The organism is Qipengyuania flava (genome assembly GCF_019448255.1).
Taxonomy (GTDB): Bacteria; Pseudomonadota; Alphaproteobacteria; order Sphingomonadales; family Sphingomonadaceae; genus Qipengyuania; species Qipengyuania flava_A.
This window is the reverse complement of sequence record NZ_CP080410.1, coordinates 2,666,733-2,681,724: the sequence shown is the minus strand read 5'-3', so window position 1 is coordinate 2,681,724 and position 14,992 is coordinate 2,666,733. Positions and strand designations below refer to the sequence as shown.

The window sequence follows — 14,992 nt, the reverse complement described above, 5'->3', positions numbered from 1 at the left end:
CGTTCCTCTTTGCTAGGACAGCCCGCGAAACATCAAGGGGTTCCTCGTCATGCGCCATTTCCTGCTTTCGACCGCCGTTGCCGCCCTCGCGCTCGCCGCGCCCGCGCACGCCCAGAGCGACGCCGAGCGCACCGCGGCTGCCGCTCTCGAAGCCGCGCCGGTGTGGGATGGCCACAATGACGTGCCGATCCAGCTGCGCGGCCGCTTCGGGAACCGCATCAACGAGTTCGATTTTACCGACACGCTCGACACCGCAGTTAACGGTCGCAGCGCGATGCACTCGGACCTGGTGCGCCTGCGGCAGGGCAAGGTCGGCGCGCAGTGGTGGTCGGTCTATGTCAGCGCCAGCCTGCCCGAGCCCGAAGCGGTCCAGGCGACGATGGAACAGATCGACGTCACCAAGCGCCTGATCGCGCGCTATCCCAACGACCTGCAGCTCGCGCTCACCGCCGACGATGTCGAGGAGGCCATGGCGGCGGGACGGATTGCCTCGCTCATGGGCATGGAGGGTGGCCATTCGATCGGCTCCAGCCTCGCCGTGCTGCGCCAGATGTACGATCTCGGCGCGCGCTACATGACGCTGACCCACGGCAAGACGCTGAGCTGGGCCGACAGCGCAACCGATGCGCCCAAGCACGACGGCCTAAACGCGTTCGGCATGGACGTGGTGCGCGAAATGAACCGGATCGGGATGCTGGTCGACCTCAGCCATGTCAGCGAAGCGGCGATGCACGACGCCCTCGATGCAGCGCGCGCTCCGGTGATCTTCAGCCACTCTGGCGCCCGCGCGGTGACCGGCCACCTTCGCAATGTGCCCGACAGCGTGCTCAGCCGTCTGCCGGCCAACGGCGGTATCGTCATGGTGGTGGCGCTGCCCTGGTTCATTACCGAAGACCTGCGCCAGCACGCCGCCAACCGCTCCGCCGAACGCGCGCGGCTCGAAGCGCTTTACTCGGGGCTCCCCGACACGGTCGAAGCGCAGCTTGCCAAGTGGGACGCGGAAAACCGCCCGCCCGTTTCGACGATTTCGGACATGGCCGACCATATCGACCACATCCGCGATCTTGCGGGGATCGACGCGATCGGCATTGGCGGGGATTACGATGGCATGCCGACCGGCCCGATCGGGATGGAAGACGTGACCGGCTATCCGGCGCTGTTCGTGGAACTCGCCAAGCGCGGCTATTCGCAGGAAGACCTCGAGAAGATCGCCTCGCGCAACATGATGCGCGTGATGCGCGATGCGGAAGCCTATGCGGAAAGCGCTGCTACGATGGCGCCGATCGAGTACCCCGCCGGCGAACCGCGCGACGCGGAAGGCTGATCCGGGCCGCTCAGGCGGTTTCGGGCAGGTCCGAGCGATCGGTGGAGGCCATGTCCTCCAGCTCGCTTTCGCTCATGCTGTCGTACATCTGTTTCGAAGCGCCTTGCAGGTCGCCGACCTTCGTCTCTCCGCGCTTGGCGGAAAGGGCGGCTCCGGCGGCCCGCTGTTGGGCCTTGCTCTTGGCGTCTGCCATGGCGGGTTAGTCCTGCGCTTCCAGTTCGCTGCCGCGCTTGAGCACTTCGTCGCCGTCGTCCTGCTTGATCAGGTAGGCAGGATTGTCCTCGTCGCCGTCCTTGGTGACTTCGGTGCCCTGAAGGGTGCGGGTGACCTCGCGCTCGAAGCGATCGGTAATCTGGCCCTTGCCCTTGCCGTTACCCCAGTCCCACTGGACGTACTGCTTGGTCTGGAAACTGTTCGAATTGCTCATGCGACCTTGCTCCTGAAAATCAGTTCTCGGTCCCGTCCATTTCGGCTTCGGTTTCCGGGGTTTGCGGCTGCGCGCTTTCCGGGATGGTGGCCGATTCGTCGGTCAGGATTTCCTCGTCCGGAACCCCGACAATGCTATCCGTGCCGTCGCCGCCTTCCTGCTCCTGCATGATCTGGCCGCTGACCGTGCCTTCTTCGTCGACGGCATCGGTGCTCAGCGCGGGGATGATCCACACCAGCGACATAAGAATAACGGCGAGCACGAGCCCGCCAGCCAGGACCCAGCGCACGACACCTTCTTTCGAGCCTCCGCTCGCTTCAGTGTCGGTGACATGGATTTCTTCGCCTTCTTTATGCACGTTCGAAAACTCCCTGAATGTGCGCGATCCCGCGGGTTTCAGGGGGAATTACGTTCGCGCTTGGCGAATGTTCCGGAAGTCTAGTCGCGCAGGAGGTCGTTGATGCCCGTCTTTTCGCGCGTCTGGGCGTCAACCGTCTTGACGATCACGGCGCAGGCGAGCCCGGGGCCTCCATCCTTGCCGGGCAGCGTTCCGGGGACGACGACAGAGAAGGGCGGCAGGTGGCCGCGGATGACTTCGCCGGTGTCGCGGTAGACGATCTTGGTCGACTGGGTGATGAAGACGCCCATCGAAACGACGCAGCCTTCGCCCACGATCACGCCCTCGACGATTTCAGAGCGCGCGCCGATGAAGCAGTTGTCGCCGATGATCGTCGGATTGGCCTGCATGGGTTCAAGGACGCCGCCGATACCGGCGCCTGCCGAGATATGGCAGTTCTCGCCAATCTGCGCGCAGCTGCCGATGCTGGCCCATGTGTCGACCATCGTGCCCTTGCCGACATAGGCGCCGATGTTGACGAAGCTCGGCATCAGCACGCAGCCGGGCGCGATATAGGCGCCTTCGCGGGCCACCGCGCCGGGCACGACGCGGAAACCGGCTTCGCGGAAACGGGCATCGTCCCAGCCGGCAAACTTGCTCGGCACCTTGTCGAAGGCCGGATGGCCGGCGCTGCCGCCGTCCATCACGCGGTTGTCGTTGAGGCGGAACGACAGGAGCACCGCCTTCTTGAGCCACTGGTTGACGCTCCAGCCACCCTTGCCGTCGGGCTCGGCCACGCGGCCGGTGCCGCTGTCGAGCATGGCCAGCGCAGCTTCCACCGCCTCGCGCACATCGGTGCTGGCAGGGGTCACATTGGCGCGGTCATCCCACGCGGCTTCGATACGGCTTTCAAGGTCGGCGCTCATGCTGGCTGGTCTCCGCAAGTGTCTACGGAGCGCTCGTTAGCAGCGTGGGCGCGCTAGTCCATCCCTGCTGCCTTGGCGAACTGATAGGCCCGCTCTACCAGCGGCGCGACGCGTTCGGACATCGACTTGGCGTGAGCCGAAGAGGCCGTGCCGTCGATCACGCGCTTCTTGATGCCCTGCATGATGCCCGCCAGGCGGAAGAGGTTATAGGCAAAGTACCAGTCCATCGGCGGGACCGGATAGCCCGTGCGCGCGACATAGCGTTCGACCGCCTCGTCCTGCGTCGGGATGCCGAGCTCTGCAAGGTCGAGGCCGAGCAGGCCGGCGCGCCCATCATGCGGGTTGTGCCAGTTGAGCATCAGGTAGCTGAAGTCCGCGATCGGATCGCCCAGCGTCGACAGTTCCCAGTCGAGTACCGCGAGCACGCGGTTCTCGGTCTTGTGGAAAATCATGTTGTCGAGGCGGTAGTCGCCATGGACGACACTGCTTTCGTGCTGCGGCGGGATCGTTTCGGGCAGCCATTCGATCAGCCGCTCCATCTGCGGCATGTGCTCGGTCTCCGAGAGCTTGTACTGCTTCGACCAGCGACTGATCTGGCGCGCGCAATAGTCGGTCGGCTTGCCGTAATCGCCCAGTCCGATCTCCTCGGGGTTCTTGGTGTGGAGATCGGCAAAGGTATCGATCATCGCGTTGTAGATTTCGCGGCGTTCTTGCGGCGTGTTGTTGGGCAGCGAGCCGTTCCACAGGGACCGTCCATCGGCGAGGCCCATGACGAAGAACTTCGAGCCGATGACCTCCGTGTCCTCGCACAGGCCATAGGTCTTGGGCACGGGAAAGCCCGTGGGCCCCAGCGCGTGCATGGCCTTGTATTCGCGGTCCACCGCATGCGCGCTCGGCAAGAGCTTGCCGAAAGGCTGGCGGCGCAGGACATAGGAGCGGCCGGGCGTGTCGATCCGGTAGGTCGGGTTCGACTGGCCGCCCTTGAACTTGGTATAGCTGATCGGCCCTTCGTAGCCTTCCACATTGGCCTCGAACCACGCTGTCAGCGCGTCCAGGTCCATGCGGTCGGCCTCGGGCACCTCGATGGTGCCGACCATCTCCTTGTCGAAATTGATCGCCTGTTCTTCTGCCATCAGTCGAACACAATCACGCTGCGGGCCGATGTGCCCTGTTTCATCTTCTCGAAGCCTTCGTTGATCTTCTCCAGCGGGATCCGCTCGGCGATGATCGTGTCGAGATCGAGCAGGCCGCGCATGTAGAAATCGACGAGGCGCGGGAGGTCGACCGGGAAGTGGTTCATCCCCATGATCGCGCCCTGCAGCTTCTTGCCCGAGAGCAAGTCCATTGCGCCAAGGCCGACCTTGCAGTCGAGCGGCATCATCCCGAGGATCGTCGCGGTGCCGCCGCGGCGCAGGATCTTGACGCACAGGTCCGCGCTGGCTTGGCGCCCGACGGCCTCGATCGCATGGTGCACGCCGCCACCGGAGATCTTCATGACCTCCTCGACCGCGTTATCGGCCATGGCATCGACCGTGTGCGTCGCGCCGAGCACTTCGGCGAGTTGGCGCTTCTCCTTGATCGGGTCGATCGCAATGACCTTGCCCGCGCCGGCGATCTTGGCGGCGTTGATCGCCGCAAGGCCGACGCCGCCGCAGCCCACGACGGCCACGGTTTCACCGGGCACGACGGAGCAGGCGTTGAAGATCGTGCCCGCCCCGGTGGTCACCGCGCAGCCGATCACGGCAGCACGGTCGAGCGGCATGTCCTTGTCGATGGCGACGCAGGCATGTTCGTGGATCAGCATCTGTTCGGCAAAAGCCGACAGGTTGAGCATCTGGGCCACGGTCTCGCCGCCGTTGCGGGTAATGCGCGGGGCGGCATCCTGAGCGCGCCGGGTGTCTGCGCCCATGCACAGAGCCATGCGGCCCGTGACACAGAACTCGCAGTGCCCGCAGAATGCGGAAAGACAGGAGACGACGTGGTCTCCCGGCTTCACCGTCTTCACTTCGCTGCCGACCGCGCGCACCACGCCCGCTGCCTCGTGGCCGGGAATGGCCGGAAGCGGGTGCGGATAGGCGCCGTCGATGAAGTGGAGGTCCGAATGGCACAGGCCGCAGGCCTTGGTGTCGATCAGGACTTCGTGCGGGGCCGGATCGGCCAGCTCGACATCACCAATGGTGAGCCCGCCGACCTGCTCGAGGATTGCCGCCTTTGCCATTAGCGTGCGACTCCCATGTCGCCCGAACTCAGGCTGTCGTTGCTCGAAGTCGGTGCCTTGCCGTCGCGCAGGGCGTTGGCCGTCGGGCCGGCTTCGGGCAGGTGCTTGGCGAACTCCATGCGCGCGATCGAGCGAGCGTGGACTTCGTCGGGACCGTCGGCGAGGCGCAGCGTGCGCTGGTGCGCGTAGGCGCTGGCGAGACCGTAGTCCTCGGAAACGCCGCCGCCGCCATGGGCCTGGATCGCATCGTCGATGATCTTGAGGGCCATGTTCGGCGCCTGGACCTTGATCATCGCGATTTCCTGCTTGGCCGACTTGTTGCCGACCTTGTCCATCATGTCGGCCGCCTTGAGGCAGAGCAGGCGCGTCATGTCGATGTCGATACGGGCGCGCGCAACGCGCTCTTCCCAGACCGAATGCTTGTAGATCGGCTTGCCGAAGGCTTCGCGCTCCTGGAGGCGCTTGCACATCTTGTGCAGCGCTTCTTCGGCGACGCCGATGGTGCGCATGCAGTGGTGGATACGGCCCGGGCCGAGGCGGCCCTGCGCGATCTCGAAGCCGCGGCCTTCGCCCAGCAGCATGTTGTCGACCGGGACGCGAACGTCCTTCATCTCGACTTCCATGTGGCCGTGCGGCGCATCGTCATAGCCGAACACGGGCAGGTGACGGATGATGTTGACGCCCGGCGTGTCTTCGAGCGGCATGAGCAGCATCGACTGGGCGGCGTGGCGCCCGGCCGAGAAATCGGTCTTGCCCATCACGATCGCGACCTTGCAGCGCGGATCGCCTAGCCCTGAGGACCACCACTTGCGGCCGTTGATGACGTACTCGTCACCGTCGCGGTCGATGCGGGTTTCGATGTTGGTGGCATCCGAGGAGGCGGTGAAGGGTTCGGTCATGAGGAAGGCGGAGCGGATCTCGCCGTTCATGATCGGGGTCAGCCACTTGTCCTTCTGTTCGCGCGTGCCGTAGCGGTGGAACACTTCCATGTTGCCGGTGTCGGGCGCGGAGCAGTTGAACACTTCCGAGGCGAAGCCCACGCGGCCCATTTCCTCCGCGCAGAGCGCGTATTCGAGGTTGGTGAGGCCCGGGCCTTCGAATTCGTAGGTCTCGTCGACATGGTGATGGCCGTCGTTGCGCGGCGGCATGAAGAGGTTCCAGATACCTTCCTTCTTGGCCTTGGCCTTGAGCTCCTCCACGACCGGAATGACCTTCCAGCGGTCGCCCTCGGCGTCCTGCTGCTTGTAGGTCGGCACCGCGGGACGAATGTGCTCCTCGATGAAGTTCTTCACCCGGTCGCGCCAGTAGGCTTGCCGTTCTGTCGGTTCAAAATCCATCGTATTCGTCCTCTTCTCTCTTTGATTCCGTTGCTTCAGGAAACTGGCACGGCTGCGCGCTCGCGCCAAGTGTAAATCGGGTGGGCCGCGCCATCAGGGCGGCGTGACGGCGGCGTCGACATCGGCGCGCGCGGCGGCATCGAGCGCGGCCAGGCGGGCTTCGTGCTGGGCCCGGTCGATCGGGAAACGGCCAAGCCAGAAGGCGGCAATGCAGCCCAGCACGCTGATCGATCCGCAATAGAGCCAGATGATCGTGCTCACGACATCGGGGGACACGGTTTCGGGGGAGGCGCCGGCGGGCAGGTTCGACAGGGCAATCACCTGGCCGCCCAGCAGGATACCCCCGCCGGTGGCGCATTTCTGGACGAACCAATTGCCGGAATAGAAACTGCCTTCCGCCCGGCGCCCGGTGCGCTCCTGATAGGCCTCGACGATCTCGGCTATCATCGAACTGGCCGAGATCATGACGACCACGCCCAGCGTGTTGGACACGAACAGGAAGCTGTAGAACGCGGCCGCGCTCGCGGGGGAGCCGACTTCGGGCCAGAAGCCAGCAAGAAACAGCATGAAGGGCGTGCCGACCACTGCGAAGGACCCGATCGCGCCGATGACCGCGCTTTTCGGCTTGCCCCAGCGGCGGTGCATCGGCCCGACGATGAAGAACATCGCGATCACCGACAGGAACAGGATCACCGGGAAGATGCGCAGCTCGGTCGTATCGAACTGCCATACGAAGATGTTGACGTAATTGGTCAGCGAGAAGGTCAGGCCCTGGCTGATGTAGGCGGCCAATGCGCCGGCCGCGAAGATCAGGAAGGCGCGTTCGCTAAAGGCGTCGAAGATCTCGCCAAAGGCACCGCGCCAGCTAAAGGGCGGCGGGCGGGTCTCGGGATAGCCGGCGACAAGGCTGTGCTGGCCCAGCGCGGACCCAAGCACGGAGATGACCATGAGGATCGCCCCGACCAGCCCGAACCAGAAGTACCCATCGGGCTGCAAAAGCCCTTCGGCCCCCGGCATGAACACGAAATAGGCAAGGACCATCATCACCAGCCCGCCGCACCAGCCGAACAGGTAGCGGTAGCGAAACAGCGTGGTGCGATCGTCGTAATCGGCTGTGATTTCCGGCAGCAGGCTGACCGAGGGGACTTCGCAGGCCGAAAGCAGCACGCGCACCGAGACCGCAATCGCGAGCAGCTCCCAGAAGCTCGGCGTGCCGCCGCCGGGCGGGTGCCACATCAGCACCCAGGCAAAGGCCAGCGGAATGGGTGCGGCGTAGAGCCACGGGAGGCGGCGCCCCCAGCGCGACCAGGTGCGGTCGGACAGATTGCCGAGCAGGGGGTCGACAAAGGCGTCGATGAGCAGCGCCAGGGCCAGCGCAAGGCTGACCGCGCCGGCGTCCATGCCGAGCGCCTGGTTGTAGAAAATCAGCAGGAAGAAGCTGAAGCCGGAATCCTTTACGCCGAAAGCGACGGCGCCAAAGCCGTGGATGATCTTCAGGCGCTGCGGCAGGGGACCGGTGACGAAAGGCATCAGGCGTTTTGCTGCGCCGCTTTTACCTGTTCTTCAAGCGCGAGCAGCGCTTCGAACGCGCCGCCTTCTTCCGGATCCCAGCTGTGCCGGGGGCCGAGCGTCAGGCCCCCGTCGACGATCATCGAGGTTCCGGTGACAAAGCCGGCCGCTTCGCTGGCAAGGAAGGCAACCGCGTTGGCGATGTCGATCGGCTGGCCGCCGCGCGCAACCGGCTGCGCGTTGGACGACATCTGTGCGATCATCGCCTTGGCCTGCTCCTTGATCTCCTCGGGGATTTCGAGCGTGGCGGTGAAGATGTTGGTGTTGATGAAGCCGGGCTGCACAGCGTTCACACGGATGCCGTGCTGTGCAAGGTCGGTCGCCGCGCACTTGGTCAGATGCAGGACACCCGCCTTGGCTACGGCGTAGGCGGTCGGCGAATAGCCGGGGCCGACGGCGGCAACGCTCGACACGTTGACGATGCTCGCGCCCCCATTCTTCGTGCTGGGCCGCCCCTTCATATGCGGCACGGCGTAGCGGATGCCCATCGCTACCGAGCGCAGCAGCAGGTCCATGGTAAGGTCCCACTCATCGGGCTCGATCTCGGAAATGTCCGGCCGCGCACCGCCTGCACCCGCGTTGTTGAAGACCGTGTCGATCCCGCCGGTTTCTTCGGCGGCACGGTCCATCAGCGCCTTGATCGCTTCGGGCGAGCACACGTTGCATTCGGCAAAGCGCACGTCGCCCTCGGTTTCTGCCGCGAGCCTGGCGCCGCCTTCGGCGTCGATATCGCTTGCAAAAACGGTCGCGCCTTCGCTTGCAAACAAGGCGGTTGCCGCTGCGCCAATACCCGACGCCGCACCCGTGATGACCACGGTCTTGCCCGAGAATCGCATGCCTACTCTCTCCCCGAATTTCTCCGCCGCAAGCTTAGGCGAGCGTACCGCGGCGTCAACGCATTCCGGCTGACGTTACGGCAATGCGGGCCGTCGCGGACGGCCTTGCGCGTCCCCCACGAATCGCCCTAACGTAAGCGTCAACATACCGCAGCTTCAAAAGAGAGAGGATTCGGATCATGTCCGACAGCGACCTGGAAGCCTTCCGCGCAGAAACCCGCGCGTGGCTCGAAGCCAATTGCCCGCCCGAAATGCGCGAGCCCGTCCGCGACGAGGACGACATTTACTGGGGCGGCCGCAAGGCGACGTTCAAGAACGATGCGCAGAAGGCCTGGTTCGAGGTCTGCCGCGACAAGGGCTACACGGTTCCCGCATGGCCCAAGGAATACGGCGGCGCCGGCCTTTCGCCGGCCGAAGCCAAGGTGCTGCGCCAGGAAATGGCTGCCATCGGAGCGCGCCCGCCGCTGTCGAGCTTCGGCATCTGGATGCTCGGCCCGGCGCTGCTGCACTTCGGCACCGAAGGCCAGAAGCAGCGCTTCCTCAACGAAATCGCCCGCGGCGAAATCCGCTGGTGCCAGGGTTACTCGGAGCCGGGTAGCGGCTCGGACCTCGTGAGCCTGCAGACCTTCGGTGAAGACAAGGGCGACCACTGGGTCGTCAACGGCCAGAAGATCTGGACCTCCTACGCCGACAAGGCCGACTGGATCTTTTGCCTGGTCCGCACCGACAAGGACAACAAGTACCAGGGCATCACCTTCATGCTGTACGACATGGCGAGCGAAGGCGTGTCGACCAAGCCGATCCTGCTGATCAGCGGCAGTTCGCCCTTCTGTGAAACCTTCTTCGACGATGTGAAGGTGCCCAAGAGCTATGGCGAGGACATCCCGGCACAGGTCGGCGAGGTGAACCGCGGCTGGGATGTGGCGAAATACCTGCTCGGCCACGAACGCGAGATGATCTCGGGCGCCGACGGCGGCAACACCGGCACGATCGGTGCTGCGCTGACACGCGCCAACGGCGAGATCGATCCCGTGCTGCGCGCTGAACTGGCGCAGTTCGATGTTGACGCGCTCGCCTATGGTGCAATGGGCGAGAAGTTCCTCGACGAGATCAAGGTCGGCAAGGCGCATCCTGCGCAGCCGAACATGATGAAATACGCCGGCACCGAGCTGAACAAGCGCCGCCACGAGCTGATCATGGCGGCGGGCGGCAGCCACGCGCTCGAGTGGGAAAGCGAAGAAACGAGCGGGGGCAAGCCCTCGCGCAACTGGCTGCGCACCAAGGCGAACAGCATCGAAGGCGGCACGTCCGAAGTCATGCTCAACGTCATTTCCAAACGCATTCTTGACCTGCCGGGAGCCTGATCGATGCCCCTCTATTACGACGACGACCAGACGATGCTGGCCGACACCGCCTCTGCCTTCATGGCCGAGGAAGGCTCGATCAAGAACCAGCTGCGCCACTGGCGCGACCGCAATTGCAAGGACGGTTTCGGCCACGCCCTGTGGAAGCAGTTCGCCGAAATGGGCTTCACCGGCATGCTGGTCGATGAAGACGATGGCGGCCTCGGCATGGGCCAGGTAGAGGCAAACATCGTGCTCGAGGAAATCGGGCGCAACCTGACACCCTCGCCGTTCCTGTCCTCCTCCGTGCTCGCCGCCACGGCGTTGAAGCACGGCAGCAACGACGTGAAGGGCCGCTGGCTGCCGGACCTCCTGTCGGGCGACAAGGTCTATGGCGTGGCCATCGACGAAGGCCGCAAGCACCGCCCCGAACGCATAGCCTGCAAGGCCGAAAAGTCGGGCAACGGCTTCAAGCTTTCGGGCAAGAAGGACTTCGTGGTCTACGGCGCGTCGAGCGAGATGATCGTGGTGGCTGCGCGCACGTCGGGCAGCGATGACGATGCCGACGGTGTGACGCTTTTCGCCGTTCCGCAGGACGCAAGCGGCATGAGCCACGACAGTGTGCGCCTGGTCGACAGCTCGATGGCCAGCCACATCACCTTCGATGGCGTCGAGCTCGACGGGGACGCCGTGATCGGCGAAGTCGATGGCGGGCGCGATGTGCTCAACGCCATGCTGGTGGCGGGCCGGGTCGGCTCGGCAGCGGAAGGCGTGGGCGTTGCCCGCGGCGCGATGGACATGACCGTCGACTACATCAAGCAGCGCAAGCAGTTCGGCAAGATCATCGGCGAATTCCAGGCGCTGCAGCACCGTGCCTCGCACCTCTATTCCGAAGTCGAGATCGCCCGTGCAGTGACCGTGAAGGCGGCCCAGCTGGTCGATGGCGGCAGCGAAAAGGCCGACCTCATGGCATCGGTCGCCAAGGCGAAGGTCGCCAAGGTGGCGGGCCTTGCCGTGCGCGAAGGCGTGCAGATGCATGGCGGCATCGGCATGACCGACGAATACGACATCGGACTTTACATGAAGCGCGACCGTGCGCTGCAGGAATTCCTCGGCGACCAATATTACCACGCCGGCCGCGTCGCCGAAATGAGCGGCTACTGAGCAGGAGATTTATATTATGACACTTGAAGACCTGTTCAGCCTCAAGGGCCGGGTAGCGCTGGTGACCGGCGGCAGCCGCGGCATCGGCAAGATGATCGTCGAAGGCTTCCTCGCCGCCGGGATCGAGCGCGTCTACATCAGCGCGCGAAAGATCCACGAGATCGAGGAAACCTGCGCCGAGCTGGGTGACCGCGTGATCGGCATCCAGGGCGACCTTTCGACCATCGAGGGGATCGAAAACCTCGTGGAAGAGCTGTCGAGCCGCGAAAGCAAGCTCGACATCCTCGTCAACAACGCTGGCGCGGCCTGGGGTGTCGACTACCTCGAGTTCCCCGAAGCCGGCTGGGACAAGGTGATGGACCTGAACGTCAAGACGCCGTTCTTCCTGACCCAGAAGCTGCACAAGCTGCTGACCGCTGCCGCCAGCGCGGACCAGCCGGGCAAGGTGATCAATATCACCTCGATCGACGGCCAGCGCGTCAATCCGTGGGAGACCTACAGCTACCAGGCCTCGAAGGCCGCGCTGATCCACCTGACGCGCCGCATGGCGGCTCGCCTGGTGAAGGATCACATCTACGTGACCAGCCTTGCGCCGGGCGCCTTCCCTTCGAGCATGAACCGCGCCGCGCGCGACCATGAGGAAGCCTCTGCTGCCGGCATCCCCAGCAAGCGCGTGGGCGACAAGTTCGATATGGGCGGCACCGCTGTCTATCTCGCCAGCCGCGCCGGCGACTACACGATCGGCGAGACGCTCACCGTGGATGGCGGCATCGTCAACGCGCTGCTGCCGAGCCACTTCGCCCAGCCCTAATGGAGTAACGCCATGACCCGCCCCTTGCGCCTCGTTGCCGACGGTATCCATTTTGCCGAAGGCCCGCGATGGCGAGAGGGGCGGTTGTGGTTTTCCGATTTCTACGCGCACCGGATCTATTCGGTGAGCGAAGACGGCGGCGACATGCGCGTCGAGCTCCAGCTCGACGGCGAGGAGCAATCCTCCGGTCTCGGCTGGATGCCCGACGGTTCGCTGCTGTTCGTCAAGATGCAGGCGCAGGAAGTCTGGCGCCGCTGGCCCGATGGGCGGCTAGAGCGCCATGCCGATCTGTCCGGAATAGCGACCTTCTGGTGCAACGACATGGTCGTCGATGCCAAGGGCCGGGCCTATGTCGGCAATTTCGGCTTCGATCTCGACGCGGAGCTGACGGCGCGCGGCCCTGAAAGCGTCCTGGCTGATCACCCGACCACGCCCATCGCGCTTGTCGATACCGATGGCTCCGTCCGCTCGGCGGCGGGCGAAGAGCGGTTCGGCTTTCCTAATGGAACGGTCATCACGCCCGATGGCAAGACGCTAATCGTGGGCGAAACGCTGGCAGCGCGCCTGACCGCTTTCGATATTGCCGATGATGGATCGCTATTGAAGCGGCGGCTCTGGGCGGAGACCGCCCCGCATGTTCCCGACGGCATCTGTCTCGATGCGCAAGGCGCGATCTGGATTGCCGACCCGCTCGCTCCGCGCTGTGTTCGCATTGCCGAGGGCGGCGAGGTTCTCGACCAAGTCGAGACGGACGGTCTCAATTGCTACGCCTGCATGCTCGGCGGCGCAGACGGACGCACACTGTTCACGCTCACCGCGCCAAGCTCGCACCGTGAACAGGCAGCGAAGGACAAGGCCGGCCGGATATACGCGTGCAGGGTCGCTGCCCCGCACGCTGGAATGCCCTAGCTCATCAGCTCGCGCACAAAGGGGATGAGCCCCGTCTGGCGCTGGCGCTTCATGCGTTCAGCGTTCAAAATCTCGCGCACCTTGGCGAAGCAGGCGTTCACGTCCTCGTTGATCACCACGTAGTCATAGGCGTCCCAGTGGCTGATCTCGGCCCGGGCGCGCTCCATGCGGGCGGCGATCACCTCGTCGCTATCGGTACCGCGACCGCGCAGCCGGCGCTCCAGTTCCTTGATGCTGGGCGGCAGGATGAACACGCGCACCACGTCCTGCTGGTCCTTCTGGTAGAGCTGCTGCGTGCCCTGCCAGTCGATGTCGAACAGGAAGTCCTGCCCGTCCTTCAGCGCGTTGCGGATGCGGCCCTTGGGCGTGCCGTAGCGGTGGCCGAACACCGGTGCCCATTCGTAGAAGTCGTCTTCCTCGACCATGCGGTCGAACTCGGCATCGTCGGCGAAATAGTAATGCACGCCGTCCTTCTCGCCCTCGCGCGGCGGGCGCGTGGTTACGCTGACGGAAAGTTTGATCTCGTCATCGGCCTCGAGCAGCATGCGCGAGATCGTCGTCTTGCCCGCGCCGCTGGGCGAGGACAGGATGAACATGAGGCCCCGGCGGGCAAGCTTGTCGGATTGGGTCGTGGATTCGGCCATGACCGCTGTTGCCGCAAGGCGGGCGGCCAAATCAACCCCCGCAGCCGCGCTTGCCGTCAGATTGCGCTGTCGGGCTTGGCCTGCTTGCGCAGGGTTCGGTTGCCCTGCGCGCGTGACTTGCGGCGCGACTGGCTGCGGTCGAACAGGACCTTGAACACAAGACCCGATCCCACCAGCAGGGCGCCGGGTACCGATTTCGTCGCTACCTTGGTGACGCCGTAGGCCGCGATCGCGTGGATCAGCGAGCGGTTCTCGACCGCATCCTTTGCAAAGTCCTTACCGTATTGCCGGCCGAGCACAGCCTTTTCGACGGCCATGCGCGAAAGGCGCCCAGCGCTGCGCAGCATAATGTCGTGGATGAGCAGGTTGGTCGCGGGATTGGGGCTCGGACCCGGTACCGGTGCATCTTCGCCAGGGGCATCATCGGTCACCTGTTCCAGCTTGTCGCCGGCCCAGTCGGTCAGGTGATTGGGTGCCTCTTCGTCGGTCAGCCCGAGCTTTGCCATGTCTTGCCCCGTTTCGCCGGGACGCCCCGGCGCTTACTTCTTGCGGCCGAAGTCGACCGTCACGACGTTCGAACCGTCGTCTGCCCCTTTAACGCCGTCCTCATCGCCCTGTTCCGAACCGTCGTTGTCGGGATGTTCGGTCGGGGCAGGGGCCATGTCGGCCACGGTCGCCTGGAACTGGAGTCCGAAATCGACCGCCGGATCGACGAACTGGGTGATCGCGGCGTAGGGAATGTCGAGCTCTGCCGGGACCTGGTTGAACGACAGGCCGACCGCAAAGCCGTCCTCGCGCACGTTGAGGTTCCAGAACTTGTTCTGCAGCACGATCGTCATCTCGTCGGGGAACCGCTCGCGCAGGTTCGCCGGGATCGACACGCCCGGGGCGTGGGTCTTGAAAGTGATGTAGAAATGGTGCGCGCCGGGCAGCTCGCCGCCGCCCTGTTCGATTTCGCCCAATACCCGGCCGACCACGGCACGCAGGGCTTCCTGCACGATGGAATCGTAAGGGATCAGGCTGTCGGGCGTCTCGTCGCTCATGCCCCGCTAGGTGGCGGTGCGGGCTTGCGGGGTCAAGCGCTTTAAGTGCGGCTTTACCCTGCACGAAGGCGCAATTTCTTGCACGCTCGGCGCTCGCCCTCTAG

The 14,992-nt window shown here is 64.7% G+C and carries 17 protein-coding genes; 5 read left to right on the top strand and 12 right to left on the bottom strand.

The window, feature by feature from the left end; all coding sequences use genetic code 11:
- Nucleotides 1-49: 49 nt before the first annotated feature.
- Nucleotides 50-1,324 carry a dipeptidase gene (locus KUV82_RS13325; protein ID WP_219954729.1) on the top strand — a complete coding sequence of 425 codons (1,275 nt, stop codon included), beginning with the start codon at nucleotides 50-52 and terminating at the stop codon, nucleotides 1,322-1,324.
- 10 nt (nucleotides 1,325-1,334) lie between these two features.
- Here the strand turns inward: KUV82_RS13325 and KUV82_RS13320 are convergent, their stop codons facing one another.
- The 9 genes from KUV82_RS13320 to KUV82_RS13280 form a co-directional block, all read right to left on the bottom strand.
- Nucleotides 1,335-1,517, bottom strand: a complete 183-nt coding sequence (locus KUV82_RS13320) for a DUF3008 family protein (protein WP_219954728.1) — start codon at nucleotides 1,515-1,517, stop codon at nucleotides 1,335-1,337.
- Between the two features lie 6 nt (nucleotides 1,518-1,523).
- Nucleotides 1,524-1,751, bottom strand: a complete 228-nt coding sequence (locus tag KUV82_RS13315; RefSeq protein WP_219954727.1) for a DUF2945 domain-containing protein — start codon at nucleotides 1,749-1,751, stop codon at nucleotides 1,524-1,526.
- A gap of 19 nt (nucleotides 1,752-1,770) precedes the next feature.
- Nucleotides 1,771-2,109: a hypothetical protein gene (locus tag KUV82_RS13310; RefSeq protein ID WP_219954726.1), complete on the bottom strand. Its 339-nt coding sequence runs from the start codon at nucleotides 2,107-2,109 to the stop codon at nucleotides 1,771-1,773.
- 80 nt (nucleotides 2,110-2,189) lie between these two features.
- The gene (gene dapD, locus KUV82_RS13305) at nucleotides 2,190-3,014 is read right to left on the bottom strand and encodes a 2,3,4,5-tetrahydropyridine-2,6-dicarboxylate N-succinyltransferase (protein WP_219954725.1); all 825 of its coding nucleotides are present in this window, start codon (nucleotides 3,012-3,014) and stop codon (nucleotides 2,190-2,192) included.
- Between the two features lie 53 nt (nucleotides 3,015-3,067).
- Entirely contained in the window at nucleotides 3,068-4,147 is a 1,080-nt protein-coding gene (locus KUV82_RS13300; RefSeq protein ID WP_219954724.1) for a phosphotransferase family protein, read from the bottom strand.
- Nucleotides 4,147-5,232: a Zn-dependent alcohol dehydrogenase gene (locus KUV82_RS13295; RefSeq protein WP_219954723.1), complete on the bottom strand. Its 1,086-nt coding sequence runs from the start codon at nucleotides 5,230-5,232 to the stop codon at nucleotides 4,147-4,149. Before KUV82_RS13295 ends, KUV82_RS13300 begins: the two co-directional genes overlap by 1 nt.
- Complete coding sequence (locus KUV82_RS13290) at nucleotides 5,232-6,569, bottom strand: acyl-CoA dehydrogenase family protein (RefSeq protein WP_219954722.1); 1,338 nt, start codon at nucleotides 6,567-6,569, stop codon at nucleotides 5,232-5,234. The genes KUV82_RS13295 and KUV82_RS13290 overlap by 1 nt, the downstream gene beginning before the upstream one ends.
- A gap of 93 nt (nucleotides 6,570-6,662) precedes the next feature.
- Nucleotides 6,663-8,099 (bottom strand): MFS transporter, encoded by a 1,437-nt coding sequence (locus tag KUV82_RS13285; RefSeq protein ID WP_219954721.1) that lies wholly within the window; start codon nucleotides 8,097-8,099, stop codon nucleotides 6,663-6,665.
- The gene (locus KUV82_RS13280) at nucleotides 8,099-8,974 is read right to left on the bottom strand and encodes an SDR family NAD(P)-dependent oxidoreductase (RefSeq protein WP_219954720.1); all 876 of its coding nucleotides are present in this window, start codon (nucleotides 8,972-8,974) and stop codon (nucleotides 8,099-8,101) included. The genes KUV82_RS13285 and KUV82_RS13280 overlap by 1 nt, the downstream gene beginning before the upstream one ends.
- Nucleotides 8,975-9,153: 179 nt before the next feature.
- Here KUV82_RS13280 and KUV82_RS13275 point away from each other — a divergent pair, with 179 nt between their 5' ends.
- The 4 genes from KUV82_RS13275 to KUV82_RS13260 are packed head-to-tail and all read left to right on the top strand — an operon-like array spanning nucleotide 9,154 to nucleotide 13,201.
- Entirely contained in the window at nucleotides 9,154-10,338 is a 1,185-nt protein-coding gene (locus KUV82_RS13275; RefSeq protein ID WP_219954719.1) for an acyl-CoA dehydrogenase family protein, read from the top strand.
- 3 nt (nucleotides 10,339-10,341) lie between these two features.
- Complete coding sequence (locus KUV82_RS13270; protein WP_219954718.1) at nucleotides 10,342-11,481, top strand: acyl-CoA dehydrogenase family protein; 1,140 nt, start codon at nucleotides 10,342-10,344, stop codon at nucleotides 11,479-11,481.
- A gap of 16 nt (nucleotides 11,482-11,497) precedes the next feature.
- Entirely contained in the window at nucleotides 11,498-12,292 is a 795-nt protein-coding gene (locus KUV82_RS13265; RefSeq protein WP_219954717.1) for an SDR family oxidoreductase, read from the top strand.
- Between the two features lie 12 nt (nucleotides 12,293-12,304).
- Nucleotides 12,305-13,201 (top strand): SMP-30/gluconolactonase/LRE family protein, encoded by an 897-nt coding sequence (locus tag KUV82_RS13260; protein WP_219954716.1) that lies wholly within the window; start codon nucleotides 12,305-12,307, stop codon nucleotides 13,199-13,201.
- Here KUV82_RS13260 and gmk read toward each other — a convergent pair.
- From gmk to KUV82_RS13245, 3 genes are read right to left on the bottom strand one after another with little or no spacing between them, the layout of a single operon-like run.
- Complete coding sequence (gmk, locus tag KUV82_RS13255; RefSeq protein ID WP_219954715.1) at nucleotides 13,198-13,845, bottom strand: guanylate kinase; 648 nt, start codon at nucleotides 13,843-13,845, stop codon at nucleotides 13,198-13,200. The genes KUV82_RS13260 and gmk overlap by 4 nt on opposite strands.
- Nucleotides 13,846-13,901: 56 nt before the next feature.
- A complete protein-coding gene (locus tag KUV82_RS13250; protein ID WP_219954714.1) occupies nucleotides 13,902-14,351 on the bottom strand; it encodes a hypothetical protein in 450 nt (149 codons plus the stop codon).
- Nucleotides 14,352-14,384: 33 nt separating this feature from the next.
- A complete protein-coding gene (locus tag KUV82_RS13245; RefSeq protein ID WP_219954713.1) occupies nucleotides 14,385-14,888 on the bottom strand; it encodes an SspB family protein in 504 nt (167 codons plus the stop codon).
- Between the last annotated feature and the right edge of the window lie 104 nt (nucleotides 14,889-14,992).

What these genes read in the sequence shown, in the direction of transcription:
- KUV82_RS13325 (WP_219954729.1), top strand. Translation starts at nt 50, where the DNA reads ATGCGCCATTTCCTGCTTTCGACCGCCGTTGCCGCCCTCGCGCTCGCC.
- KUV82_RS13320 (WP_219954728.1), bottom strand. Translation starts at nt 1,517, where the DNA reads ATGGCAGACGCCAAGAGCAAGGCCCAACAGCGGGCCGCCGGAGCCGCC.
- KUV82_RS13315 (WP_219954727.1), bottom strand. Translation starts at nt 1,751, where the DNA reads ATGAGCAATTCGAACAGTTTCCAGACCAAGCAGTACGTCCAGTGGGAC.
- dapD (WP_219954725.1), bottom strand. Translation starts at nt 3,014, where the DNA reads ATGAGCGCCGACCTTGAAAGCCGTATCGAAGCCGCGTGGGATGACCGC.
- KUV82_RS13300 (WP_219954724.1), bottom strand. Translation starts at nt 4,147, where the DNA reads ATGGCAGAAGAACAGGCGATCAATTTCGACAAGGAGATGGTCGGCACC.
- KUV82_RS13295 (WP_219954723.1), bottom strand. Translation starts at nt 5,232, where the DNA reads ATGGCAAAGGCGGCAATCCTCGAGCAGGTCGGCGGGCTCACCATTGGT.
- KUV82_RS13290 (WP_219954722.1), bottom strand. Translation starts at nt 6,569, where the DNA reads ATGGATTTTGAACCGACAGAACGGCAAGCCTACTGGCGCGACCGGGTG.
- KUV82_RS13285 (WP_219954721.1), bottom strand. Translation starts at nt 8,099, where the DNA reads ATGCCTTTCGTCACCGGTCCCCTGCCGCAGCGCCTGAAGATCATCCAC.
- KUV82_RS13280 (WP_219954720.1), bottom strand. Translation starts at nt 8,974, where the DNA reads ATGCGATTCTCGGGCAAGACCGTGGTCATCACGGGTGCGGCGTCGGGT.
- KUV82_RS13275 (WP_219954719.1), top strand. Translation starts at nt 9,154, where the DNA reads ATGTCCGACAGCGACCTGGAAGCCTTCCGCGCAGAAACCCGCGCGTGG.
- KUV82_RS13270 (WP_219954718.1), top strand. Translation starts at nt 10,342, where the DNA reads ATGCCCCTCTATTACGACGACGACCAGACGATGCTGGCCGACACCGCC.
- KUV82_RS13265 (WP_219954717.1), top strand. Translation starts at nt 11,498, where the DNA reads ATGACACTTGAAGACCTGTTCAGCCTCAAGGGCCGGGTAGCGCTGGTG.
- KUV82_RS13260 (WP_219954716.1), top strand. Translation starts at nt 12,305, where the DNA reads ATGACCCGCCCCTTGCGCCTCGTTGCCGACGGTATCCATTTTGCCGAA.
- gmk (WP_219954715.1), bottom strand. Translation starts at nt 13,845, where the DNA reads ATGGCCGAATCCACGACCCAATCCGACAAGCTTGCCCGCCGGGGCCTC.
- KUV82_RS13250 (WP_219954714.1), bottom strand. Translation starts at nt 14,351, where the DNA reads ATGGCAAAGCTCGGGCTGACCGACGAAGAGGCACCCAATCACCTGACC.
- KUV82_RS13245 (WP_219954713.1), bottom strand. Translation starts at nt 14,888, where the DNA reads ATGAGCGACGAGACGCCCGACAGCCTGATCCCTTACGATTCCATCGTG.